The organism is Stenotrophomonas sp. NPDC077421, from assembly GCF_049545505.1.
In the GTDB taxonomy this organism is placed as follows: Bacteria; Pseudomonadota; Gammaproteobacteria; order Xanthomonadales; family Xanthomonadaceae; genus Stenotrophomonas; species Stenotrophomonas nematodicola.
Window position 1 is genome coordinate 76384 of record NZ_JBMWDP010000009.1, and the last position, 20691, is coordinate 97074.

Sequence of the window (20691 nt, forward strand, 5' to 3'; positions counted from 1 at the left end):
CGGCGGGGTCGGACGCGGGCGCGCGCGGTGCATGACCGGCGCGCCCTTGACCCGGTGCGTTTACCTCATCCGCGGATGAACGCCAGCAGATCCGGATTGATCACGTCGGCGTGGGTGGTGCACATGCCGTGCGGATAGCCTTTGTAGACCTTCAACGTGCCGTGCTTGAGCAGCTTGATCGCCAGCTCCGCCGAGTCGGCGATCGGCACGATCTGGTCGTCGTCGCCGTGCATCACCAGCACCGGCACGTCGATCTTCTTCAGGTCCTCGGTGAAGTCGGTTTCCGAGAAGGCCTTGATGCAGTCGTAGTGCGCGTTGATCGCGCCCATCATGCCCTGGCGCCACCAGTTGTCGATGATGCCCTGCACCGGCGGGGTGCCGTCGCGGTTGAAACCATAGAAGGGAATCGGTACCTCGCGGTAGAACGCGGCGCGCCCGGCCGCCAGCTGCGCGCGGAAGCCGTCGAACACCTCCCTGGGCGTGCCGCCCGGGTTGGTGGCGCTCTTGATCATGACCGGCGGCACCGCGCCGATCAGGACGGCCTTGGCAACGCGCCCGGGCTTGGCCTGGGCCACGTAATGGGCCACCTCCCCGCCGCCGGTGGAATGCCCCACGTGCACGGCGTCGCGCAGGTCCAGGTGCTCGGCCAGGGCATTGACGTCGGCCACATAGGTGTCCATCTCGTGGCCGTCACGGGTCTGCGAGGAGCGGCCGTGGCCACGCCGGTCGTGGGCGATCACGCGGTAGCCCTGCAGCAGGAAGAACTGCAGCTGGCTGTCCCAGTCGTCGGCGCTGAGCGGCCAGCCGTGGTGGAAGACGATCGGCTGGCCCTTGCCCCAGTCCTTGTAGAAGATCTGGGTGTTGTCCGGGGTGGTGACATACGGCATGACGCGAACTCCTTTGGGGGTGGGGGATACGCGGGGTGAGGCCAGCATGCTGCCGCAGCCGGGTGTTCAGCCGGCATGAAAAGAACCGGCGGCCGGCGGCGTGTCGATTCTCCACCCGCTGCAGCGTCGAACCGATGACAGGCGTGCCCTCCGGCCCGCCGCCCTGCGGAGTACCGAGATGAGCGACACCCCGATCAAAGGCCCTGCGTCCTACTTCCCATCCATCGAGAAAACCTATGGCCAGCCGGTCGGCCACTGGCTGGCGCTGCTGGTTACCCAGGGCGGGCTCAAGCACATGGAACTGGTGGCGTTCCTGAAAACCGAGCACGGGCTGGGCCACGGCCACGCCAATGCGCTGGTGGCCCACCACCTGCGCGGTGGGGGCGGCTGAACGGCCCGGCCAGCTGGCTGAACGATTTCAACTGCAACTGTCACGTAGATCGTGTCTAATACCGCCCCCACCCGCGGTACCCCCACGTGACTTCCCTTGATTCCCACAGCCCCGAGCCGTGCGGCGACGCTGACGGCCACCTGGTCACCGCCGGCCCGCTGACCCCGCCGCCGGACAGTGCCGGCACCGTCGCCGACGAGAAGGCGCTGCGCCATTCCGTTGCCGAGGACGTGCAGGGCATGCTGCTGGCCACGCTGGTGGCCTCGCTGGGCCTGGCCATCTTCGCCAAGGGCGGCCTGATGATCGGGGGCATGGCCGGGTTGGCGTTCCTGGCCCATTACGCCTTCGGCTGGAACTTCGGCCTGGTGTTCGTGCTGGTCAACCTGCCGTTCTACTGGGTGGCGGTGCGACGCATGGGCTGGGAGTTCACGCTCAAGACCTTCGCGGCGGTGACCGCCTGTGGCGTGCTGACCGACCTGCTGCCGCGCTGGGCCGATTTCGCCCACATCAGCTCGCTGTACTCGGCCATCGTCGGTGGCGCGCTGGCTGGCCTGGGCATCCTGTTCTACATCCGCCACCGTGCCAGCCTCGGCGGCATCGGCATCCTGGCGGTGTACCTGCAGCGCACCCGTGGCTGGAGCGCGGGCAAGGTGCAGATGTCCTTCGACACGCTGCTGATGTGCGTGGCCTTCTTCGTGCTGTCCCCGTCGAAGGTGATGTACTCGGCGATCGGCGCGGTGGTGCTCAGCCTGGTGCTGATGTTCAACCACCGCCCCGGCCGTTACATGGGCGTGTGACCCGAGGCGGCTGCCAGCCGCGCGAACACCGGGCAGTCCGGGCTGTGCGCGCCTGGCAGGTAGCCCAGGCTCATCAGGAACTCGCCGGTGATCTCACCCCCGGTGAAGCGGAAGGTCTTCTTGAACAGCTTCACCCAGGCCGCCTTGTCCTGCGGATGGTGCGCGTCCAGCCAGGCGGCGAAACTGCCGTGGCTGGCCCGCAGCTGCTGGATGACCTGCGCGTTGTGGACGGCGGCATGCACCTTGAGCCGGTTGCGGATGATGCCGGCGTCGCCCAGCAGGCGTTCGATGTCGCGCTCGCCATAGGCGGCCACGGTGTCCACATCGAAACCGTCGTAGGCGGCACGGAAGCCCTCGCGTTTCTTCAGGATGGTCTCCCAGCTCAGCCCAGCCTGGTTGATCTCCAGGATCAGCCGTTCGAACAGCTCGCGTTCGTCGCGTTGCGGGAAGCCGTACTCGTGGTCGTGGTAGTGGCCATGCACGGGATGGCCAGGGGCGATCAGGCAGTAGCCGCTCACGGGGTGTCCTCGGACGAAGGGGGAGGGGTCTGGATGTCCTGCGGCTCGCCGCCATCCAGTGATACCTGCGGCCAGCGCGGGCGATGCAGCGTGATGCTGCCCTGGCGCACTGCGGTCTGGATGCGGCCGGTGCTGCCGGCCCAGAAGGTGAGGGTACCGCCGTCACGCCACTGTGCGCCTTCCAGGACATGCAGCTGGCAGGACGATCCCACCGTGCCGCTCACATCGCACAACAGCATCTCGTCGCGGCCGTCGCCATCCAGATCGCGGCGCAGGGCGACGCACGGATGGCCGGGCCGCAGGCAGTCGTTGGCGGACACCTTGCCGGCGAGCAGCGCGTCCCACCAGGCGGTATCCGGTGCCGGGCTGTTGGCGGCAGGCACGAGCTGGCGCTGCAGCACCGCGCGCTCGGTGACCGCCGCCACCGACGACGACGACGTCGCACGGTCGCCATGCCAGCGCGACTGGCGCGCCAGCGCGGCATCGATCACCGCCACGGCGGCGGGAGCGTCCTTGAAGCCCGGGGCGTCACGCAGCGCCTGCAGGGCCTGGTAGCCGCGCCGGCCGAGCTCGAAACGCAGTACGCGTGCATCATCTTCCTCGATCTGCGGCGCCTGCGCCTGCAGGCGGGCGACCTGGCTGTGCACGCTCAGCCGCACCGGGTCCAGCAGGGGCGTATGCGGCAGCACCGCAGCGGCCAGCACGGCCCAGCAGACCCATCGGTTGATCGTCTCGATGCCCTGCAACCAGCGCGGGAACCGGCGCAGCGCGGCCCACGCGTAGCCGAGCGCGTACCCGGCCAGCAGCAGCGCGATCAGCGCCACCCACACCCGCGGCAGCGTCCAGCCATGCTGCTCCACGCGCAGGGCCACTGCGTAGAGGGCCAATCCGGCGTAGACCGGCAACGCCAGCAGGCTGGCATCCACCAGCCGCCGCAACCACGCCGGATACGGCGTCACGTCGCTGTCCTGCTGGTAAACCGCATTGGTGAACACCACCAGCAGCGCCACGATGGAGAGCAGCAGGGCGGCAGCCGAGCGGGTCTTCCACAGCGGTTCCAACCCGGTGAACGGCAGGCTGCACACGAACAGCACCGCGATGAACGCCAGCAGTGGCAGCAGCCCCTTGCACACCGCGAACAGCACCTGCCGGGTGACCTGCACCGCGCGCTGCTGGGTGCGTCCGATCAGGATGCCAAAGCCCATCAGCGTGCCGGTGGCCAATGCGATGAAGGCGCCCTGCTGGAACAGGTCGCGGAAGAAGCGGATATCCACCAGCATGAACAGCAGTGCCCACAACGACAGCAGCAGCCAGGTCAGTCCGGTGAACGCCACCGCCAGGGCCAGCGTCAGGGCGTTCTGCCAGGCGTGTTCAAACAACGCGGTGTAGGTGGCGCGCCAATGGCCGCTGGCGAGCCGGTACTGCCACCACGGCAGCAGCACGAAGAAGCCCACCGCCATGCTCAAGGCAAATGGCGTCACCAGCGGGCCTTCGGCCAGGCCGGGCGCGCCCTGCAGATTCCAGCCGATCCAGCCGGACAGCGCCAGCACACCCAGCAGGCCGACGGCGGCGTGCGCCCAGAGACGGCGGTCGTTGAGCCGTGTTGCCGCCAGTACGATCGCGCCCGGTATCAGCAGGACGGCCGCGTTCCAGCACAATTGGCCGGTGATGCTGTCGAACGGCCAGGTGGTATCTGCCTGGGTGGCGATGTACAGCAGCAGTCCCTGCAACAAGGCAATCAGCACGATCGCGCTGCGGGTGTTCAGCGGCAGCGGCGGGCTGTCGTTCATGGAGGCTCTCCTTGCGTGAGTGCGTGCATCGTAGCGGAGGGCTCACGCCGGTGCGCAGGCCAGCGGGTAGAATGGCCCCATGTCCGAGCTTTCCACCTCTCTCGCCCATCATTTCCTGGTCGCGCTGCCGTCGCTGAGCGATCCCCCGTTCGCGCGCGGCGTTGCGCTGATCTGCCAGCACGACGACAACGGTGCGATGGGAGTACTGGTCAACCAGCCTTCCGAGTACACCCTCGGCGACGTGCTGGCGCAGATGGAGATCCCGACCGATGACGGCGCGCTGCGTGGGCAGATCGTGCTCAACGGCGGACCGGTGCATCCCGAACGCGGCTTTGTGATCCATGACGATGCGCGACCGTGGGATTCCAGCCTCAACGTGGGCCAGGGTGTGTACCTGACCACCTCGCGCGACATCCTCGAAGCGATGGCCCGCGGCGAAGGCCCGCGCAACGCGCTGGTCACGCTGGGCTGCGCGGGATGGAGCGAAGGCCAGCTTGAAAGCGAACTGGCCGACAACAGCTGGCTCACCGTGCCGGCCGACGAGGAGCTGCTGTTCACCACGCCGCTGGAGCAGCGCTGGCAGGGCGCGGCCTCGCGCATCGGCGTGGATCTGTTCCGCCTCACCGACTACAGCGGCCATGTCTGAGCCGACCGCCACCGCGCCCGGCACCATCCGCCGAGACGGCACCGTGCTCGGTTTCGACGTGGGCTCGCGCCGGATCGGTGTGGCCATCGGCAGTTCGTTCGGCACGCATGCCCGGGCCATCGCGGTTGTGGATGTGCATGGCAATGGGCCGGACTGGGCAGCGGTCGAACGCCTGCTCAAGGAATGGCGCCCGGACGGGCTGGTGGTTGGCGATCCGCTGACCCTGGACGGCCAGGACCAGCCCAACCGCAAGCGCGCGCAGGGTTTCGCGCGGCAGCTGCGCGAACGTTTCAAATTGCCGGTGGTGCTGATCGACGAGCGCTCCAGCTCGGTCGAGGCGGCACGCCGGTTTGCGGTCGAGCGCGCCGAAGGCCGCAAGCGTCGCCGTGATGCCGCCACCCTGGATGCGGTGGCCGCAGCGGTGATCATCGAACGCTGGCTGTCTTCGCCCGACGACGCCACCCCCGTTTCCTGACCCCCAGACCTAGCCCATGACCGCCTCGCAACTCGATTCCGATGGACGCCTGCGCCACCTGCTGACCCTGGAAGGGCTTCCCCGCCAGACCCTGCTGCAGCTGCTCGACCGGGCCGGCCAGATCCGCGACGCCGCGGTCGGCCGGGTCGGCAACAAGCGTCACGTGCTGGGGGGCTCGGCGGTGTGCACCCTGTTCTTCGAACCGTCCACGCGCACGCGCAGTTCGTTCCAGCTGGCTGCACAGCGACTGGGCGCGGATGTGCTGAACTTCGACGCGTCGACCTCGTCCACGCGCAAGGGCGAAACCGCATGCGATACGCTGAAGAACCTGGAAGCGATGGGCGTGCGCGGCTTTGTCGTACGCCATCCCGATGACGGCGCCGTGGCTGCGCTGGCCGCGGCCGCAGGCGAGGGCACGGCCCTGGTCAATGCCGGTGACGGCCGCAGCGCGCACCCGACCCAGGGCCTGCTCGACATGTTGACCCTGCGCCAGGCCAAGGGCAGCGATTTCTCGAAAATGAAGGTGATCATCGTCGGCGACGTGAAGCACTCGCGCGTGGCCCGTACCGATCTGCATGCGCTGCGCACGCTGGGCGTGGGCGAGATCCGCGTGTGCGGCCCGCAGTCGCTGCTGCCGGACGACGACACCCTGAAAGGCTGCATCGTCGGCCAGGATTTCGACGCCATGCTGGAAGGCGCCGATGCGCTGATGATGCTGCGCCTGCAGCGCGAGCGCATGGAAGAAGGCCTGGTGCCGTCGCTCGAGCAGTATCACGCGCAGTACGGCCTGGATGCCGCGCGCCTGAAGCGTGCCGGCCAGGAGGCCGCCGTGCTGCACCCCGGCCCGATCAACCGCGGCGTGGAAGTCACCGACGAAGTGGCCGACGGCCCGCAGTCGTGGGTGCTGCGCCAGGTCGCCAACGGCGTCGCCGTGCGCATGGCGGTGCTGGAAACGCTGCTGGGGTAAGGACCGCTCGCCGGCACTCCGGTGCCTGTGGACCGCATCAAGCGCCGGCCAGCGGCCGGCCACGCCCGGACGTCGCGGGCCCCGTGGCCGGATGGCGGGCGGCCTGAGGTGGGTTCAGTTGGGTGGAGTGGATGGGCGCCGGCCGGCGGCCTGCTCCAGCTGGTCGATGTAGATCAGTTCGTTCCTGGCGGTCTTGCTGTCGGGGTCGATTTTCTGCGAGGCGAGGTAGGCGGCGCGCGCGCTTGGGAGATCGCCCAGTTCGATGTGGGCGAAGCCGACGCCACGCAGGGCGAGGGCTTCCATGCGGCGGTTCTCGGGTTGGCTGCGGGCCAGCTCGAGGGCGCGGGTGTAGGCGTCCATCGCGCCCTGCCAATCCTTGCGCCGGACCAGGGCCGCGCCGCGTTCGCACAGCGCTTCGGCATCGTAGGGCGCCACCGCGATGGCCTTGTCCAGCCACCGCAGCGCGGCGTCCACGTCGTCGTGCTCCAGAGCGATGTAGCCCAGGTGGTTGTAGGCCTTGGCACAGGCCAGGTCCAGCCATTCGGTCGGCGTGCCACGCCCCGGGCCTTCCATGTACATCGCGTACTGGCGGTGGGTCTGGAAACTCAGTGCACGGCGCCCGGGTACCGCCTGCTGCGCATCGCAGTAGCGCACGGCGTCGGTGAGTACCGGTGCGGCGGCGGCGGGGTTGCCGGCCAGACTGAGGTCCACTGCGTCCTGCACGGCAGTGCGGTACTGCGTGCCCAGCGCGGGTTCGCCCTGCGCGGCGGGCAGCGCGGTGGTGACGCTGTAGCTGGAGGACGGCGGTTCCTGGGCCAGCCCCAGGGGCGGAACGGCAAGGGCAATCAACAGTACCTGCGGGCGCACACGCATCGTCAGCTTCCATGCAACCAGTGTGGCGGCGACGATACCGCGTCTTCGGGCCGGATGTCAGTGCTGCGTCTGCGCCCAGAGCCACGACCACATCGCCGGATCGGCATAGGTCGCATCCCAGGCGTTGTGGTTGCCCTGCGGGTACTCGGTATAGCGCACGTCGCGGGCACCGGCCTGCTGGAAGGCGGCGTAGAGCCGGCGGTCGTCGTCGGGCAGCACCACGTCGTCCAGCGCGCCGTGGAAGATCCAGATCGGGGTCTGCTTCAGGCGCTGGGCGATGGTGGCATACGGGTCGCTTTCGTGCGCGACGTCCTCTACGCGCAGGGTGGGGCGTACCGCGCGCGGGGCCGCTACCGCGCCGCACACCGGGACGATCGCGGCGAAGCGGGTGGGGACGTCCAGAGCGATGTTCCAACTGCCGTAGCCCCCCATCGACATGCCGGTCAGGTATTGCCGGCGGGGATCGGCCCCGAACTCGGCGATGGTCGCATCGAGGGCGGCCAGGGCGATGCGGTTGTTGTCGTCGGACCAGTGCTGGTTCTGCGGCACCTGCGGCAACACGACCAGACCCGGAAAGCTGTCCGCGTTCTGGCGGAGGTACGGCCCAAGCCCGGCCAGCGTCTGGCGGCGGCCATCACGACCGCGTTCGCCCGAGCCATGCAGGAACAGCACTACCGGCAGCGCACCGCGCGAGGCCGCCGCGCCGCGTGGCACGAAGACCTGGTAGTACGAGGTTCGGCCATCGACCTTGACCGCGCGGCCGACGAAGGTGCCGGTCGCGTCGTCCGGGGTGGACGCGCATCCGGTCACCATCATCATCGCCACCGCCCACAGCAGCCATCCACCCCAGCGTCGCGCCATTGTCGTGCCCTGATTGAAATCGATTTCAGTCTAGGCGGCGCGGCGTGCCGTGGCATCGTGCAGTGCGTCAGTCCCGCTGCGGTGCGGCCGCCAGGATCTGCAACTGCTCGATCGCTTCGGGGTGGCCGTCGGCGGCGGCGGCCTGCACCTGCGCCAGACTGGGGTGGACCACCAGCAGCAGGGGGTTCTCGCACTGGGGGCAGTCGAACTCGGCCTCGTCCTCGTGCAGTTCCAGTGTCATCTGGCGCGCGCTGCCGTGCCATTCACAGGCGGGGCAGGCATGGGTCTGCTCGCGCCAGCCGGGCTGGAAGTAGTTGTCGAGAGTGAGCGCCATAGGGGTGTCCGGGTCAGTGCAGCAGGATCAGGGTGGCCAGGCCGAGGAAACTGAAGAAGCCCATGACGTCGGTCACTGCGGTGACCACCACGGTGCCGGCCACGGCCGGATCGACGTTCATGCGCTTGAGCAGCAGCGGCAGCAGCACGCCGGCCAGCGCGGCGGCGCAGAAATTGATGATCAGCGCGAGCGTGATGACCAGCGAGAGCAGGAAACTGTGGAACCACAGGAAGGCGATGATGCCGACCACGGTGCCGATCAGGGTGCCGTTGATCAGCGCCACCCGCGATTCCTTCCACAGCAGGATGCGCGCATTGCTCTGGCCCACCTGGCCCAGCGCGATGCCGCGCACCATCAGGGTCAGCACCTGCACGGCGGCGTTGCCGCCGACGCCGGCCACGATCGGCATCAGCACCGCCAGGGCCACCACTTTCTGCAGGGTCATCTCGAACTGACCGATCACGCTGGCGGCGAGGAAGGCGGTGCACAGGTTGATGCCCAGCCAGACCACGCGGCCGCGCACGGCGCGCCTGATCGGCGAGAACAGGTCTTCCTCTTCGTCCAGACCGGCGGCGCCCAGCGCCTGGTGCTCGGCCTGCGACCGGATGATGTCGACCACGTCATCGATGGTGATGCGGCCGAGCAGGATGTTGTTGTCATCCACCACGGGCGCCGACACCCAGTCATGGTCGGAGAACTGGCGGGCCACTTCGTCGGCACTCTCACCGACGTCGATGGCCGGCTGCTCGTCGTCGATCAGCCGGTTGATCGGGGTGTTGTCCTCATGGGTGACCAGCGATGCCAGCGACAGCCGGCCCAGGTACTGGTGACGGCGGCTGACCACGAACAGGTGATCGGTATGGTCCGGGAGCTCGCCGCGCAGGCGCAGGTAGCGCAGCACCACGTCGACGTTGACGTCGGCGCGCACGGTCACCACGTCCGGGTTCATCAGGCGGCCGGCACTGTCCTCGGGATACGACAGCACCTGCTCGAGCCGCTCGCGGTTCTCGCGGTCCATCGACTTGAGCACTTCATCGATGACCGTGTCCGGCAGGTCTTCGACCAGGTCGGCCAGATCGTCGATGTCGAGATCTTCGACCGCAGCGATGATTTCGTCGGGGTCCATGTCCGCGAGCAGGCTCTCGCGCACTTCCTCACCGACGTGGACCAGCACCTCACCGTCGTCTTCCGGGTCGACCAGTCCCCACACCACCTCGCGCTTGCCCGGCGGCAGCGATTCGAGCAGGTTGCCGATCTCGGCCGGTGCCAGCGTATTGACCAGCCGGCGTACCGGACCCAGGCGCCCGCTGTCCAGTGCATCGGACAACAGCCGCAGCTGGCGTGCCGTCTTGTCGTGGCGTACGGCTTCGGCCATGCGCAGCTCCTGCGGAAAAAGAAAAGGCCGCTATCCCGGAGAGGATGCGGCATCGGCGGTGGTCAGCGCGTCATTATCGCGCGCTTGTGTGTCAATCGGGTAGGTGCGCGGGGTGGGCCGCACGCGGCGCGATGGCGCCGGCTGCTGGCCGGCAACCACGCAGATTCATCCGCCTGCCTTCTCGATCCAGCGTTCGATGCCACGGCGGTCCCGCGCCTGCAGCAGCTTGGGCGCCATTGCCTGCAGCATCGACAGGTCGCTGTCACGGATGGCGCGGCGGACTTCCAGCAGGGTGCCCGGGTGCAGGCTGAACTCGGTGAGCCCCAGCGCCAGCAGCAGGGGGGTCATGCGCGGATCGCCGGCGATCTCGCCGCAGACCGCCACCGGGATGTCGTAGGCCTGGCCGGTGCGCAGGATGTGCGAGAGCAGGCGGATCACCGCAGGATGCAGCGGCGAGTACAGCTCACCGACCGCTTCGTTGTTGCGGTCGGCTGCGAGCAGGTACTGCACCAGGTCGTTGGTGCCGATCGACAGGAAGTCGACCAGGTCGATGAAACTCTCCAGCGCGATGGCGGCGGCAGGCACCTCGATCATGGCGCCGAACGGGATGTGTTCGGCCACCTCGTGGCCCTCGGCGCGCAGCAGGTCGGCCTGCTTGTTCAAGCGCCGGCGCACCGCCAGCACTTCCTCGCGGGTGCTCACCATCGGGATCAGGATGCGCAGCTTGCCGTAGGCCGAGGCGCGCAGGATCGCGCGCAGCTGGGTATCGGCCACTTTGGGCCGGGCCAGCGACAGGCGCACTCCGCGCAGGCCCAATGCCGGATTCTCTTCGTTGCTCAGGGTCAGCCCGGTGCGGTCGGCCTTGTCCGCGCCCAGGTCCAGGGTGCGGATGGTGACGGGCCGGCCGCTCATGCCAAGCGCGGCGTCGCGGTAGGTTTCGAACTGCTCCTGCTCGTCCGGCAGCTCGTTGCGCTGCAGGAACAGGAATTCGGTGCGGTACAGACCCAGGCCCTGCGCGCCGAGGGCGTGCGCCTGGGTGACATCCTCACTGGATTCGGCATTGGCGAGCAGGACGATGTCGACGTTGTCGCGGGTGCGGCTGGGCTTGGTGCGCAGCCGGCCCAGTTCGCGCTGCTCGCGCGCATGTTCGCGCAGCCGCCCGCGGTAGTCGCGCAGGTCCGGTGCGTGCGGGTTGATGGTGACGGTGCCGTCGCTGCCGTCCATGATCAGCACGTCGCCGTCGGCCACCTTCTGCAGCACGTTGGGCACGTTGACGATCAGCGGCAGGTGCAGGCTGCGCGCCAGGATCGCGCTGTGCGACAGCGCGCTGCCGCCGGCGGTGACGATGCCGACCACGCCGTGCGCCTGCAATTGTGCGAGCTCGGACGGGGCGATGTTGTCGCAGACCAGAATCTCCCCGGCCATGCCTTTGACGTCGGGCGGGCGCTTCTGCAGGAAGGCGTGGATGCGGCCGATCACATGGTCCAGATCGTCCATGCGGCTCTTCAGGTAGGCATCGTCCATGCCGTCGAAGACCTTGGCCAGCCGGTCACGCTGCACGCGCAGGGCATAGCCGGCGCTGTACGGACCGCTGCGGATCAGTTCATCCAGCCCGAACAGCAGCTCCGGGTCGTCCAGCAGCAGCGCGTGCAGGTCAAGGAACTCGCCGGCCTCCTGGTTCAGCGCGCCGTGCAGCCGTTGGCGCAGGTCGTGCATTTCGCCGCGGGCGGCGTCCACCGCGCTATGCAGCCGCTTGAGCTCGGCATCCACCTTGGCGGCGGGAATGCGCTGCTCGGCCACCTCCAGCACGTGCGGCAGGCGGACCCGCGCACGCCCGAGCGCGTTGCCGCGCGAGGCACCGTGGCCGCCCAGCAGCACCGCCCCGGACGCGGTCCGTGACGTGGTGCTGGCGGCCGGTCGCGACGGTTGCCCCGGCATGCTCAGCTGTCCTCGTCGAAACGCCGTTCGAACAGCGACACCACCGCATCCATCGCGGCAGCTTCGTCCTCGCCGTCGATGCGCACGGTCACCGGGGTGCCTTGGCCGGCGGCCAGCAGCATGACGCCCATGATGCTCTTGGCGTTGATCTCACGGCCCTTGGCGGCCATGGTCACGTTGCAGCGGAAGGGCGCCAGCTCCTGCACCAGCTTGGCAGTGGCGCGGGCATGCAGGCCCAGACGGTTGGATACAGTGAGTTCTCGTTCAAGCATCGTCGACAATCGCTCCATTGCGAGTGCCTGCCGCAGCAGTGGCAGGTAGTTGATCCAGTCCCTGTTCCGGATAATTCATCACCCGCAACAACATCGGCAGGCTAAGCGCCGAAACCCGGCGCGCCGGGGTGCCCAGACGAGCCAGCTGCCCGGCCAGATTGCTGGGGCTGGCGCCGTACAGGTCGGTCAGGATCAGCACGCCCTGTCCACTGTCCACCCGGCGCAAGGCGGCCGAGGCGAGTGGGAGCAGGGCGTCCAGGTCTGCGTCGAACGGTACTTCGAAAGCGTCGGTCTTCAGCGGCAGGTGCCGCAGCAACCGGGTTGCCACGTCCAACAGGGAAGTGCCAACACCGGGGTGGGTTACGAGGAGAATGCCACAGGTCATTGCCAAACGTTAACAGGTCAACGTGAATTGGCGATAGCCGCAAAACAGGGGCGCTGTATCCCGTATTCATGATGAGTCGGTGTGGCGCCTGCGCCGGGTGTCCCGGAGAGCCGGCCAGCGGCCGGCTCGACGGATCAATCCAGTTCGCGATGGAACGTGGCCACGTCCGGCCAGCCCTGGTCCCGCGCATGCCGGGCCATCCGCTCGGCCAGGTACACCGAACGGTGCTTGCCGCCGGTGCAGCCGAAGGCGACAGTCACGTAGCTGCGGGTGTCGTTGCCCAGGCGCGGCAGCCAGGTGTCGAGGAAATCCACCAGCTGGGCGGCATAGCGCTTTACGTCCGGCTGCTCGTCCAGGTACTCGCGCACCCCCCGGTCGCGGCCCGACAGCGGGCGCAGTTCCGTGTTCCAGTGCGGATTGGGCAGCACGCGGACGTCGAACACGAAGTCGGCCTCGGCCGGCACGCCGCGCTTGTAGGCGAACGACTCGAACAGCAGGGACAGCTTGCTGCCGTGGTTGAGCGCGAACCCTGTCACCACCTTGCGGCGCAGCTGGTGCACGTTGAGGTCGGTGGTGTCGATCACGGCATCGGCGGCGCGGCGCAGCGGGGCGGTCAGTTCGCGCTCGCGGGCGATCGCCTCGGGCAGCGACAGGCCAAGCTGGCTCAGCGGGTGGCGGCGCCGGGTGTCGGCGTAGCGCTTGAGCAGGGTTTCATCGGTGGCATCGAAGAACAGCAGCTGGGCGTCGAGCCCGGCGGCCTTGGCATCCTCGCGCCAGTGCGAAAGCTGGGTCAGGTCGCTCTGCGCGCGCACGTCGATGCCCACCGCCAGCCGGCGCGGGCCCTCGGTGCCGCTGTCGCCGAGCAGGCTGCGCACGAAGTCCGGCAGCAGGTTGATCGGCAGGTTGTCCGAGCAGTAGTAGTCGAGGTCTTCGAAGGTCTTCAGTGCGACCGTCTTGCCCGAGCCGGACAGCCCGCTGACGATTATCAGCGTGGCCGGGGGCGGGGCAGTGGCGGGGGCAGTGGGCAGGCTCATGGGGTGCGGCGTTCCAACATGTTGCTGTGGCGGGCGATGAACATCGCGGCGGGGTCGATACCCTTGGTACGTAGAATGTGCAGCCGGGTGGCCGCTTCGGTCAGCACGGCCAGGTTGCGGCCGGGCATCACCGGCAGGGTGATCAGCGGCACGTCCAGGTCCAGCACGTGGCGGGTGCCCGAATCGCCGGTGAGGCGTTCGTACCCGTGGGGTGTCGGCTCGGTCATCGGCTTGGTCAGGTGGACGATCAGCCGAAGGTACTTGTTCTTCTTTACCGCGGTGTCACCGAACATCTCCCGCACGTTCAGCACGCCCAGTCCGCGCACTTCCAGCAGATCCTGCAGCAGCTCCGGGCAGGTGCCGTCGAGCACGTCCGGGGCGATCTGGGTGAACTCGGGGGCGTCATCGGCCACCAGCCGATGGCCGCGGCTGAGCAGCTCCAGGGCCAGCTCGCTCTTGCCCGACCCGGCCTCGCCGGTGATCAGCACGCCGATGGAGTAGATCTCCATGAATACGCCATGCAGGATCACCCGCGGCGCCAGCGTGCGCGCCAGATGGTAGGACAGATGGTTGAGCAGCTCGTGGCCGCGCTTGGGCGAGACCCACAGCGGGGTCTGCGACTCGTCGGCGGCCGCGCGCAGGTCTTCCGGGCAGGACTGGTTGCGGGTGATCACCAGCGCCAGCGGATGCGACTGCATGATCCGCTCGATGGTCTCCCAGCGCTGGCGCGAGTCCAGCGAATCCAGCCAGGACAGTTCCTCGGTGCCGAGGATCTGCACTTTGTTGGGGTAGATCGCGTTGAGGTAGCCGGCCAGCGAGGGCCGGCGCGACACGGTATTGCCGGCCTCGAGCTCGCGGCGCTCGCCCTTCTGCCCGGCCACCCAGCGCAGGCTGAGGCGATCGCGCTGCTGTTCGAACAATTCGCGTGCGGTGATGCTCGTATTCATGCGGCACTCGCCGGCGGAGGGAATTCGATGACCTGGCGCAGGGCGTCGCCGTCGCGCGCCTCGCGCAGTGCCTGGCGGATGGCCGGTTCGGAGAACAGTTCGGCCAGCTCGGACAGCAGCATCAGATGTTGATGGGTGTAGTGCGCGGGGACGGCGATGGCGAACACCAGGTCCACCGGTTCGTCGCTGCCGAACTCCACCGGTGACTCCAGGCGCAGCAGGGCACCGCGGGGGCGCTCGAGCAGCGGCGCGCGGCCGTGCGGGATGGCGATGCCGTGCCCGATCCCGGTGCTGCCCAGCGCTTCGCGCTGGCACAGGTTCTGGTAGATCAGCTCGGCATTGGCTTCGCGGCAGGCCAGCAGGCGGGCGGCCGCTTTGAGGACACTGTCGCGGTCGGCGGCCGGCAACACTTGCGTGCGCACGGCCGCCAGGAGGTCAGTCAAAGGCATGTCAGGGAAGAACGAGGGCGTCAGCCCTCATTGTCGCCCACCGGCAGCGGCAGCGGCGCGTGCTGCTGCTTTTTCTCCTTGTGCTTGATCACGAGGCGGTCGAGCTTGTCGGCCAGGATATCGATGGCGGCGTACATGGTCGGGCCGCTGGCGTCGGCGTGCAGGGTCTGCCCGGGGACGTTCACACTGGCATCTGCATGGTGGTCCGGCTTGCGGATCGACAGCTGCACGCGAATCTCGCAGTGCTGGTCGAAATGCTTCCCCAGCCGCTTCAGCTTGGTTTCCACGTACTCGTTCAGAGCGGGGGTGAGTTCAAGCTGCTGGCCATACGTTTCGATGCGCATCGGGTTTCTCCTTCGTTCGGATTTGCCAATGAACCTTCCCGCCTGGCGCGGTGGAGCGTCAGGCGATTCTTACTCTTTCGTGCGAGGCGGAAATGTTCATGGCCTCACGATACTTCGCCACGGTGCGCCGCGCCACCGGTATTCCCGAGGTCTTGAGCAGGTCAGCCAGCTTGGCGTCAGAAAGCGGCTTGCGCGGGTTCTCGTCGTCGATCAGGCGCCGGATCATGGCCTGGATGGCGGTGCTGGAGGCTTCCCCGCCGCTGTCGGTATCGATGCCCGAGGCGAAGAACGACCGCAGCGCCAAGGTGCCGCGGGGGGTGCGGACGTATTTGCGTGCGATGGCGCGGGAGATGGTCGATTCGTGCAGGCCCAGCTCGCCGGCCACCTCGCGCAGCGTCAGCGGGCGCAGGGCCTGTTCGCCGAACTCCAGGAAGGCGGCCTGCTGCTGCAGCAGGCAGCGCACCACCCGCAGCAGGGTTTCGCCCCGGGCTTCCAGGCCCTTGAGCAGCCAGCGCGCTTCCTGCAGGTGGGCGCGCAGGTAGCCGGCGTCGCTTTCCCCGCAGCGGCGGATCATCTGTTCGTAGCCCCGGTGGATCACGACCCGGGGGCCGGCATGGCCGGCCAGGGCCGCCCGCCAGATGCCGTTCTGGCGCCAGACCACGCAGTCGGGCACCACGTAGCTGTCGTGGGAAAGCTCGCCGATCTGGGTGCCGGGGCGGGGGTCCAGGGTCCGCAGCAGCTGCACGGCGGTGTCCACTTCGGCCAGTGGCTCGCGCAGCTCGTGGGCAATGCCGGCCACGCCGCTGCGCGGCAGGCGCTCCAGCGGGCCGTCGGCGATGCGGCGGGCCAGGGCCAGCCCGGGGGTGTCGGCGGGCAGCACGTCCAACTGCAGGCGCAGGCACTCGCCCAGGCTGCGCGCGCCGATCCCGATCGGGTCGAAGCGCTGGATCTGGTGCAGGACGGTCAGGATTTCCGCTTCACTGGCGTGGATGCCCGGGAGCAGGGTGTCGGCGATGGCGCTCAGCGGCTCGCGCAGATAGCCATCATCCTCGAACGCATCGATCAGCGCCGCGCCGATGCTGCGGTCGCGGCTGGAGAGGTGGGACAGGTGCAGCTGCCACAGCAGGTGGTCGGCCAGCGATTCGGTTTCGGCCACGCGCTCGGCGGCGCTACCGGTGTCGTCGTCATCGAACGAGCCGCCGCTGTTGCCGCTGCTCCAGTCGCCCTCGCCAGGCGCCCAGTCATCCGCACCGGGACCGGCGGCATCGGCATCCCGGTCGCCGTGCTCCTCGCCGTCGCCTGCATTCACGGTCGTGGCGGTCTCGCCCGGCAGGGCCTCCAGCGCCGGTTCGGCGTTCTCGGCCCATTCCAGCAGCGGGTTGGTCTCCACTGCCTCGGCGATTTCCAGGTCGAGCTCGGCGCTGGACATCTGCAGCAGCTTGATGGCCTGACGCAGCTGCGGCGTCATGACCAGTTGTTGCCCCATCGATGTCTGCAGCCGTGCTTTCATGCCTGTGCCGAACGGAGGGAAGGCGTTGCGGCGGCCGCTGGATCAGAGCTTGAAGGTGTCCCCAAGGTAGACGCGTCGGACGTCGGCGTTGGCCAGGATCTCGTCCGGCGCGCCCTGTGCCAGCACGCTGCCCTCGTTGAGGATATACGCGCGGTCGCAGATTCCCAAGGTTTCGCGCACATTGTGGTCGGTGATCAGGACCCCGATCCCGCGCTGCTTGAGGTGGGTGACGATGCGCTGGATCTCACCGACCGAAATCGGGTCCACGCCGGCGAACGGTTCATCGAGCAGGATCAGGCGCGGGCGGGCCGCCAGCGCGCGCGCGATCTCGCAGCGACGGCGCTCGCCGCCGGACAGGCTGGCGCCGAGCTGGTCGGCAACGTGACCGATCTGCAGTTCGTCGAGCAGCGAGTTGAGCTCCTTCTCGCGGCCGTCCTTGTCCAGGTCTTCGCGCAGTTCCAGCACCAGCCGCAGGTTGTCGGCCACGGTCAGCTTGCGGAACACCGACGGTTCCTGCGGCAGGTAACCCACGCCCTGCTTGGCGCGGGTGTACATCGGGTCGCCGGTGATGTCCTTGCCGTCCAGCACGATGCTGCCGGCATCGGCTTCGACCAGCCCGACAATCATGTAGAAGCAGGTGGTCTTGCCGGCGCCGTTCGGCCCGAGCAGGCCGACCACTTCACCGGCGTCCAGGGTCAGGCCGAAATCCTTCACCACTTCGCGCTGCTTGTAGCGCTTGCGCAGGCCTTTGGCGACGAGCATTACTTCTTGCTCCCGGCAGCGGCCGGCGCGGCGGCCTTGGCCTTCGGCTGGATCACGGTGCGCACACGGGTGCCGTCGCCACCGCTGTTCATCTCGCCGGTACGGGTGTTGTAGGTCATCTTCTGGCCGGCATTGGTGCCGCGCGCGCTCTTGACGTTGTAGTTGCCGGTCATCGTGAGCACTTCGCCCTTGATGTCGTAGTCGATGCGGTCGGCCGAGGCATCCATCCAGCTGCCGTCATCGAGTTGCTGCTTGAGCTTGGCCTGCTTGCCGGTGAATACCGCACGCACCGGCTCGCCGTCCTTGAGGTAGATCTCCGCTTCGGACGAGCGCAGGTCCAGCGTGCCCTGGATGACGATGACGCCCTGAGACAGGGTGGTCTTGCCATTGCCGTCGAGCGTGCCGGTCTGCGCGCCCGCGTCGATGGACATCGGCTCGTTGCGGTCGGTGGACTTGGCGCTGGCGGCGAAGGCGGGGACGAGAAGACTGATCGCGCAGGCGGCTGCAAAGAGGATCTTCATGAGGTGGTCTGTTCTGCCGGTGTTGGGGCCGGGCCGTGGGGCCGGGGCGGTATCGGGGTCACGGCTGGCACCATGCCAGACGCGTGGAGGGGGCATCCGCTGCTGGCCTGCGCCTGTCCGGGGACGGCGGCACGGCCGGCAGCCTGGTCAGCGGGTGGGCGTGTAGCTGCCCTTGGACTGACTGAGGAAACGGTAGGTCTTGGTCTTGGAATCCAGTTCGAACCCGACCCCGGACTGCATCATACCCGGGCGGGTCATGGTGACCTTGGCATCGGTGCTGGCGCGGTTCTCCTTGGGGAACACGTCGAGGTGGTCGGTGCGGAACGTGGTGGGGGGTACCGCAGGCACCTTCGGGCTGTCGCCGCTGACGTTGCCGGTCAGTTTGAGCTGCTCGCCCTTGGCGCTGACCCAGCCCTTGTCGCTGCGCAGCTCCCAGTGGTTGCCGTCCTGGTCGGGCAGCAGGAACACCGGGGTGGTGATGTTCATGGTGGCGTCGCTGCGGGTGCGTTCCAGCAGCGGCGCGCGCAGGGTGGTGGACTCCTTGCCCTGTTCGTCGAGCGCCACGATCTGGAAGTCGTGCAGCACGTAGTCCTTGCCGCCGTCGTCGCCGGCCACGATGTCGCTCCTGCTGCCATTGCGCAGCAGCGACCAGCCGCTGAGCAGCGCGGCAACCAGCAGCAGGGCGCCCAGTCCGGTCCGCCAGCTCATGCGCCGAACCTCGCCAGCACCGCATCGACCTTGCCCTGAGCGGCCAGCAGCACATCGCACAGTTCGCGGGCCGCGCCGCGGCCGCCATCGGCGCGGGTCTGCCAGTGGACGCGCTCGGCGATCCAGGGATGTGCATTGGCCGGGGCCACCGCCAGGCCGACCGCGCACAGCGGCGCGAGGTCCGGCAGGTCATCGCCCATGAAGGCGACCTGGTCCAGGCCGATGTCGTGTTGGGCGCACAGCGCGCGCACGCTGGCCAGCTTGTCGCCGACCGCGATCTGGGTGTCGATGCCCAGGTCGGCGCCGCGCCGGAGCGCGGACTGGCTGTTGCGCGCGGTGATCAGCACCGGGTGGATCCCGTGCTGCTGCAGCAGTTTCAGGCCAAGTCCATCCTGCACGTAGTACGCCTTGCTCTCGTTGCCGTCCTTGTCGTAGTAGAGCCGACCGTCGGTGAGCGTGCCGTCCACGTCGAAGCAGGCCAGCCGGATACGGCCGGCGATGGCATGCAGGTGGGGCGGAAAACCGGGCAACGGGGAGTAGGGCATCAGGGCGGCAGGTCAGCTGAATGGAAGGGGGGAACTGTGGTTTAAACCACCCGCGCCCGCAACAGGTCATGAATATTGAGCGCACCGACCAGCCGGCCGTCGGCGTCGACCACCATCAGGCCGGTGATTTTGTGGGTTTCCATCAGCCGCGCCGCTTCGGCGGCGAGCTGGTCGGCCCCGATGGTACGCGGGTGGCGGGTCATCACATCGGCGATGCGCGCGCTGCGCACGTCCAGCGCGCTGTCCAGCGCGCGGCGCAGGTCGCCGTCGGTGAACAGCCCGATCAGGCGCTCATCGGCATCGACCACGGCGGTCATGCCCAGCCGCTTGCGGCTCATTTCCACCAGCGCTTCGCTGAGGCTGGCGTCGGCGCCCACGCGGGGCAGTTCGTCGCCGCTGTGCATGACGTCGGTGATGTGCAGCAGCAGGCGTCGTCCGAGGCTGCCGGCCGGGTGCGAACGGGCGAAGTCGTCGGCGGTGAAGCCACGCGCGTCGAGCAGGGCCACGGCCAGGGCATCACCCATCGCCAGCGAGGCGGTGGTGCTGGAGGTCGGCGCCAGCGCCAGCGGGCACGCCTCGGCCGGCACGCTGACGTCCAGGTGGATATCGGCGGCCTGGGCCAGGCTGGAGGCCGGGCGGCCGGTCATGGCGATCAGCCGGTTGCCCTGGCGCTTGAGCACCGGCAGCAGCATCAGCAGCTCGTCGGACTCGCCCGAGTAGGACAGCGCCAGCACCACGTCGGCCTCGGTGATCATGCCCAGGTCGCCGTGGCCGGCTTCGCCGGGGTGCACATAGAAGGCCGGGGTGCCGGTGGAGGCCAGGGTCGCGGCGATCTTGCGCGCCACGTGCCCGGATTTGCCCATGCCGGTGGCGACCACCCGGCCCTTGCTCTCCAGTACCAGCTGGCAGGCCTGGCTGAACGCATCACCCAGCCGCTCGGCAACGGCGGCCAGCGCATCGCGCTCGATGTCGAACACGCGGCGGCCGCTGGCGACCAGGGCGGCGGGGTCGGCCGGATGGGGCAGAAGGGGCGATACAGCCATGCGGGCGCCACGCGGAAGAGTAGAATGAGCCCACATTTTATTAGGAAAGCCCGTTGGACGCTGAGACCATCCGCAAACTGATCGAATCCGGCCTGCCGGGCGCCCGCGCGGACGTGCAGGGCGATGACGGGGTACATTTCGAGGCCACCGTGGTGTGCGAGGCCTTTGCCGGCAAGCTGCCGCTGGCACGCCACCGCATGGTCTATGCCACGCTGGGTGATCTGATGGGCGGGGCGATCCACGCGCTGGCGCTGAAGACGGTTACGCCGGCTGAAGTGGGCTGACGGGCCGTTCAGCCGACTGACAGCCGGCTCCACCC

The 20691-nt window shown here is 68.5% G+C and carries 26 protein-coding genes; 6 read left to right on the forward strand and 20 right to left on the reverse strand.

What is annotated here, in order from left to right:
- Positions 1-65: 65 nt before the first annotated feature.
- A complete protein-coding gene (locus ACPEH1_RS06975) occupies positions 66-887 on the reverse strand; it encodes an alpha/beta fold hydrolase (protein ID WP_017354959.1) in 822 nt (273 codons plus the stop codon).
- 178 nt (positions 888-1065) lie between these two features.
- Here ACPEH1_RS06975 and ACPEH1_RS06980 point away from each other — a divergent pair, with 178 nt between their 5' ends.
- Together ACPEH1_RS06980 and ACPEH1_RS06985 are read left to right on the forward strand one after the other, a co-directional pair.
- Positions 1066-1278 (forward strand): DUF4287 domain-containing protein, encoded by a 213-nt coding sequence (locus ACPEH1_RS06980; protein WP_017354958.1) that lies wholly within the window; start codon positions 1066-1068, stop codon positions 1276-1278.
- 86 nt (positions 1279-1364) lie between these two features.
- Positions 1365-2075, forward strand: coding sequence for a YitT family protein (locus ACPEH1_RS06985; RefSeq protein ID WP_017354957.1), 711 nt, complete (start codon positions 1365-1367; stop codon positions 2073-2075).
- On the opposite strand, the gene ACPEH1_RS06990 is transcribed toward ACPEH1_RS06985, so the two are convergent.
- Positions 2060-2593 (reverse strand): DNA-3-methyladenine glycosylase I, encoded by a 534-nt coding sequence (locus ACPEH1_RS06990; protein WP_017354956.1) that lies wholly within the window; start codon positions 2591-2593, stop codon positions 2060-2062. The genes ACPEH1_RS06985 and ACPEH1_RS06990 overlap by 16 nt on opposite strands.
- Complete coding sequence (locus tag ACPEH1_RS06995; RefSeq protein WP_423715506.1) at positions 2590-4383, reverse strand: DUF4153 domain-containing protein; 1794 nt, start codon at positions 4381-4383, stop codon at positions 2590-2592. The genes ACPEH1_RS06990 and ACPEH1_RS06995 overlap by 4 nt, the downstream gene beginning before the upstream one ends.
- Positions 4384-4462: 79 nt before the next feature.
- Between ACPEH1_RS06995 and ACPEH1_RS07000 the strand changes: the two genes are divergently transcribed.
- Genes ACPEH1_RS07000 through ACPEH1_RS07010 form a run of 3 tightly spaced genes read left to right on the forward strand, consistent with a single transcriptional unit; the run spans position 4463 to position 6471 of the window.
- A complete protein-coding gene (locus tag ACPEH1_RS07000) occupies positions 4463-5029 on the forward strand; it encodes a YqgE/AlgH family protein (RefSeq protein ID WP_017354954.1) in 567 nt (188 codons plus the stop codon).
- Positions 5022-5504, forward strand: a complete 483-nt coding sequence (gene ruvX / locus ACPEH1_RS07005; protein ID WP_017354953.1) for a Holliday junction resolvase RuvX — start codon at positions 5022-5024, stop codon at positions 5502-5504. The genes ACPEH1_RS07000 and ruvX overlap by 8 nt, the downstream gene beginning before the upstream one ends.
- Positions 5505-5520: 16 nt before the next feature.
- Entirely contained in the window at positions 5521-6471 is a 951-nt protein-coding gene (locus tag ACPEH1_RS07010; RefSeq protein ID WP_017354952.1) for an aspartate carbamoyltransferase catalytic subunit, read from the forward strand.
- Positions 6472-6585: 114 nt separating this feature from the next.
- On the opposite strand, the gene ACPEH1_RS07015 is transcribed toward ACPEH1_RS07010, so the two are convergent.
- The 17 genes from ACPEH1_RS07015 to ACPEH1_RS07095 all read right to left on the reverse strand — a co-directional run bounded on the left by ACPEH1_RS07015 (position 6586) and on the right by ACPEH1_RS07095 (position 20372).
- Positions 6586-7344: a tetratricopeptide repeat protein gene (locus ACPEH1_RS07015; RefSeq protein WP_423715507.1), complete on the reverse strand. Its 759-nt coding sequence runs from the start codon at positions 7342-7344 to the stop codon at positions 6586-6588.
- A gap of 57 nt (positions 7345-7401) precedes the next feature.
- Positions 7402-8205 carry a prolyl oligopeptidase family serine peptidase gene (locus ACPEH1_RS07020; protein WP_423715508.1) on the reverse strand — a complete coding sequence of 268 codons (804 nt, stop codon included), beginning with the start codon at positions 8203-8205 and terminating at the stop codon, positions 7402-7404.
- 67 nt (positions 8206-8272) lie between these two features.
- Positions 8273-8539, reverse strand: a complete 267-nt coding sequence (locus tag ACPEH1_RS07025; protein WP_017354949.1) for a hypothetical protein — start codon at positions 8537-8539, stop codon at positions 8273-8275.
- A gap of 13 nt (positions 8540-8552) precedes the next feature.
- On the reverse strand, positions 8553-9914 hold the full coding sequence (gene mgtE / locus ACPEH1_RS07030) for a magnesium transporter (protein ID WP_423715509.1): 1362 nt from the start codon (positions 9912-9914) through the stop codon (positions 8553-8555).
- 165 nt (positions 9915-10079) lie between these two features.
- The gene (gene ptsP, locus ACPEH1_RS07035) at positions 10080-11852 is read right to left on the reverse strand and encodes a phosphoenolpyruvate--protein phosphotransferase (RefSeq protein WP_423715510.1); all 1773 of its coding nucleotides are present in this window, start codon (positions 11850-11852) and stop codon (positions 10080-10082) included.
- A gap of 2 nt (positions 11853-11854) precedes the next feature.
- The gene (locus ACPEH1_RS07040; protein WP_017354946.1) at positions 11855-12124 is read right to left on the reverse strand and encodes an HPr family phosphocarrier protein; all 270 of its coding nucleotides are present in this window, start codon (positions 12122-12124) and stop codon (positions 11855-11857) included.
- A complete protein-coding gene (locus ACPEH1_RS07045; protein WP_017354945.1) occupies positions 12117-12509 on the reverse strand; it encodes a PTS sugar transporter subunit IIA in 393 nt (130 codons plus the stop codon). The genes ACPEH1_RS07040 and ACPEH1_RS07045 overlap by 8 nt, the downstream gene beginning before the upstream one ends.
- A gap of 134 nt (positions 12510-12643) precedes the next feature.
- Positions 12644-13543, reverse strand: coding sequence for an RNase adapter RapZ (gene rapZ, locus ACPEH1_RS07050; RefSeq protein WP_165699767.1), 900 nt, complete (start codon positions 13541-13543; stop codon positions 12644-12646).
- Positions 13540-14490, reverse strand: a complete 951-nt coding sequence (gene hprK / locus ACPEH1_RS07055; protein ID WP_017354943.1) for an HPr(Ser) kinase/phosphatase — start codon at positions 14488-14490, stop codon at positions 13540-13542. The genes rapZ and hprK overlap by 4 nt, the downstream gene beginning before the upstream one ends.
- Positions 14487-14939 (reverse strand): PTS sugar transporter subunit IIA, encoded by a 453-nt coding sequence (locus ACPEH1_RS07060; protein WP_017354942.1) that lies wholly within the window; start codon positions 14937-14939, stop codon positions 14487-14489. Before ACPEH1_RS07060 ends, hprK begins: the two co-directional genes overlap by 4 nt.
- A gap of 20 nt (positions 14940-14959) precedes the next feature.
- Positions 14960-15283 carry a ribosome hibernation-promoting factor, HPF/YfiA family gene (gene hpf, locus ACPEH1_RS07065; RefSeq protein ID WP_017354941.1) on the reverse strand — a complete coding sequence of 108 codons (324 nt, stop codon included), beginning with the start codon at positions 15281-15283 and terminating at the stop codon, positions 14960-14962.
- Between the two features lie 58 nt (positions 15284-15341).
- Positions 15342-16793, reverse strand: a complete 1452-nt coding sequence (locus tag ACPEH1_RS07070; protein ID WP_153164538.1) for an RNA polymerase factor sigma-54 — start codon at positions 16791-16793, stop codon at positions 15342-15344.
- A gap of 42 nt (positions 16794-16835) precedes the next feature.
- Positions 16836-17555: an LPS export ABC transporter ATP-binding protein gene (gene lptB, locus ACPEH1_RS07075; RefSeq protein WP_017356223.1), complete on the reverse strand. Its 720-nt coding sequence runs from the start codon at positions 17553-17555 to the stop codon at positions 16836-16838.
- Positions 17555-18076, reverse strand: a complete 522-nt coding sequence (gene lptA, locus ACPEH1_RS07080) for a lipopolysaccharide transport periplasmic protein LptA (protein ID WP_017356224.1) — start codon at positions 18074-18076, stop codon at positions 17555-17557. Before lptA ends, lptB begins: the two co-directional genes overlap by 1 nt.
- Positions 18077-18223: 147 nt before the next feature.
- Positions 18224-18784 carry an LPS export ABC transporter periplasmic protein LptC gene (gene lptC / locus ACPEH1_RS07085; protein WP_017356225.1) on the reverse strand — a complete coding sequence of 187 codons (561 nt, stop codon included), beginning with the start codon at positions 18782-18784 and terminating at the stop codon, positions 18224-18226.
- The gene (locus tag ACPEH1_RS07090) at positions 18781-19329 is read right to left on the reverse strand and encodes a KdsC family phosphatase (protein WP_017356226.1); all 549 of its coding nucleotides are present in this window, start codon (positions 19327-19329) and stop codon (positions 18781-18783) included. Before ACPEH1_RS07090 ends, lptC begins: the two co-directional genes overlap by 4 nt.
- Positions 19330-19370: 41 nt before the next feature.
- Positions 19371-20372 carry a KpsF/GutQ family sugar-phosphate isomerase gene (locus tag ACPEH1_RS07095; protein WP_017356227.1) on the reverse strand — a complete coding sequence of 334 codons (1002 nt, stop codon included), beginning with the start codon at positions 20370-20372 and terminating at the stop codon, positions 19371-19373.
- A gap of 53 nt (positions 20373-20425) precedes the next feature.
- On the opposite strand from ACPEH1_RS07095, the gene ACPEH1_RS07100 reads away from it, so the two are divergent.
- The gene (locus ACPEH1_RS07100) at positions 20426-20656 is read left to right on the forward strand and encodes a BolA family protein (protein WP_136006526.1); all 231 of its coding nucleotides are present in this window, start codon (positions 20426-20428) and stop codon (positions 20654-20656) included.
- The last annotated feature ends 35 nt before the right edge of the window (positions 20657-20691 follow it).

Excerpts from the sequence above, each read along its gene's own strand:
- ACPEH1_RS07090 (WP_017356226.1), bottom strand. The coding sequence starts at position 19,329 with ATGCCCTACTCCCCGTTGCCCGGTTTTCCGCCCCACCTGCATGCCATC.
- ACPEH1_RS07045 (WP_017354945.1), bottom strand. The coding sequence starts at position 12,509 with ATGACCTGTGGCATTCTCCTCGTAACCCACCCCGGTGTTGGCACTTCC.
- ptsP (WP_423715510.1), bottom strand. The coding sequence starts at position 11,852 with ATGCCGGGGCAACCGTCGCGACCGGCCGCCAGCACCACGTCACGGACC.
- ACPEH1_RS07015 (WP_423715507.1), bottom strand. The coding sequence starts at position 7,344 with ATGCGTGTGCGCCCGCAGGTACTGTTGATTGCCCTTGCCGTTCCGCCC.
- ACPEH1_RS07070 (WP_153164538.1), bottom strand. The coding sequence starts at position 16,793 with ATGAAAGCACGGCTGCAGACATCGATGGGGCAACAACTGGTCATGACG.
- hpf (WP_017354941.1), bottom strand. The coding sequence starts at position 15,283 with ATGCGCATCGAAACGTATGGCCAGCAGCTTGAACTCACCCCCGCTCTG.
- ruvX (WP_017354953.1), top strand. The coding sequence starts at position 5,022 with ATGTCTGAGCCGACCGCCACCGCGCCCGGCACCATCCGCCGAGACGGC.
- ACPEH1_RS07095 (WP_017356227.1), bottom strand. The coding sequence starts at position 20,372 with ATGGCTGTATCGCCCCTTCTGCCCCATCCGGCCGACCCCGCCGCCCTG.
- hprK (WP_017354943.1), bottom strand. The coding sequence starts at position 14,490 with ATGAATACGAGCATCACCGCACGCGAATTGTTCGAACAGCAGCGCGAT.
- ACPEH1_RS06975 (WP_017354959.1), bottom strand. The coding sequence starts at position 887 with ATGCCGTATGTCACCACCCCGGACAACACCCAGATCTTCTACAAGGAC.
- mgtE (WP_423715509.1), bottom strand. The coding sequence starts at position 9,914 with ATGGCCGAAGCCGTACGCCACGACAAGACGGCACGCCAGCTGCGGCTG.
- ACPEH1_RS06995 (WP_423715506.1), bottom strand. The coding sequence starts at position 4,383 with ATGAACGACAGCCCGCCGCTGCCGCTGAACACCCGCAGCGCGATCGTG.
- ACPEH1_RS07060 (WP_017354942.1), bottom strand. The coding sequence starts at position 14,939 with ATGCCTTTGACTGACCTCCTGGCGGCCGTGCGCACGCAAGTGTTGCCG.
- lptA (WP_017356224.1), bottom strand. The coding sequence starts at position 18,076 with ATGAAGATCCTCTTTGCAGCCGCCTGCGCGATCAGTCTTCTCGTCCCC.
- lptB (WP_017356223.1), bottom strand. The coding sequence starts at position 17,555 with ATGCTCGTCGCCAAAGGCCTGCGCAAGCGCTACAAGCAGCGCGAAGTG.
- ACPEH1_RS07025 (WP_017354949.1), bottom strand. The coding sequence starts at position 8,539 with ATGGCGCTCACTCTCGACAACTACTTCCAGCCCGGCTGGCGCGAGCAG.
- rapZ (WP_165699767.1), bottom strand. The coding sequence starts at position 13,543 with ATGAGCCTGCCCACTGCCCCCGCCACTGCCCCGCCCCCGGCCACGCTG.
- ACPEH1_RS07020 (WP_423715508.1), bottom strand. The coding sequence starts at position 8,205 with ATGGCGCGACGCTGGGGTGGATGGCTGCTGTGGGCGGTGGCGATGATG.
- ACPEH1_RS07040 (WP_017354946.1), bottom strand. The coding sequence starts at position 12,124 with ATGCTTGAACGAGAACTCACTGTATCCAACCGTCTGGGCCTGCATGCC.
- lptC (WP_017356225.1), bottom strand. The coding sequence starts at position 18,784 with ATGAGCTGGCGGACCGGACTGGGCGCCCTGCTGCTGGTTGCCGCGCTG.
- ACPEH1_RS07010 (WP_017354952.1), top strand. The coding sequence starts at position 5,521 with ATGACCGCCTCGCAACTCGATTCCGATGGACGCCTGCGCCACCTGCTG.
- ACPEH1_RS06980 (WP_017354958.1), top strand. The coding sequence starts at position 1,066 with ATGAGCGACACCCCGATCAAAGGCCCTGCGTCCTACTTCCCATCCATC.
- ACPEH1_RS07000 (WP_017354954.1), top strand. The coding sequence starts at position 4,463 with ATGTCCGAGCTTTCCACCTCTCTCGCCCATCATTTCCTGGTCGCGCTG.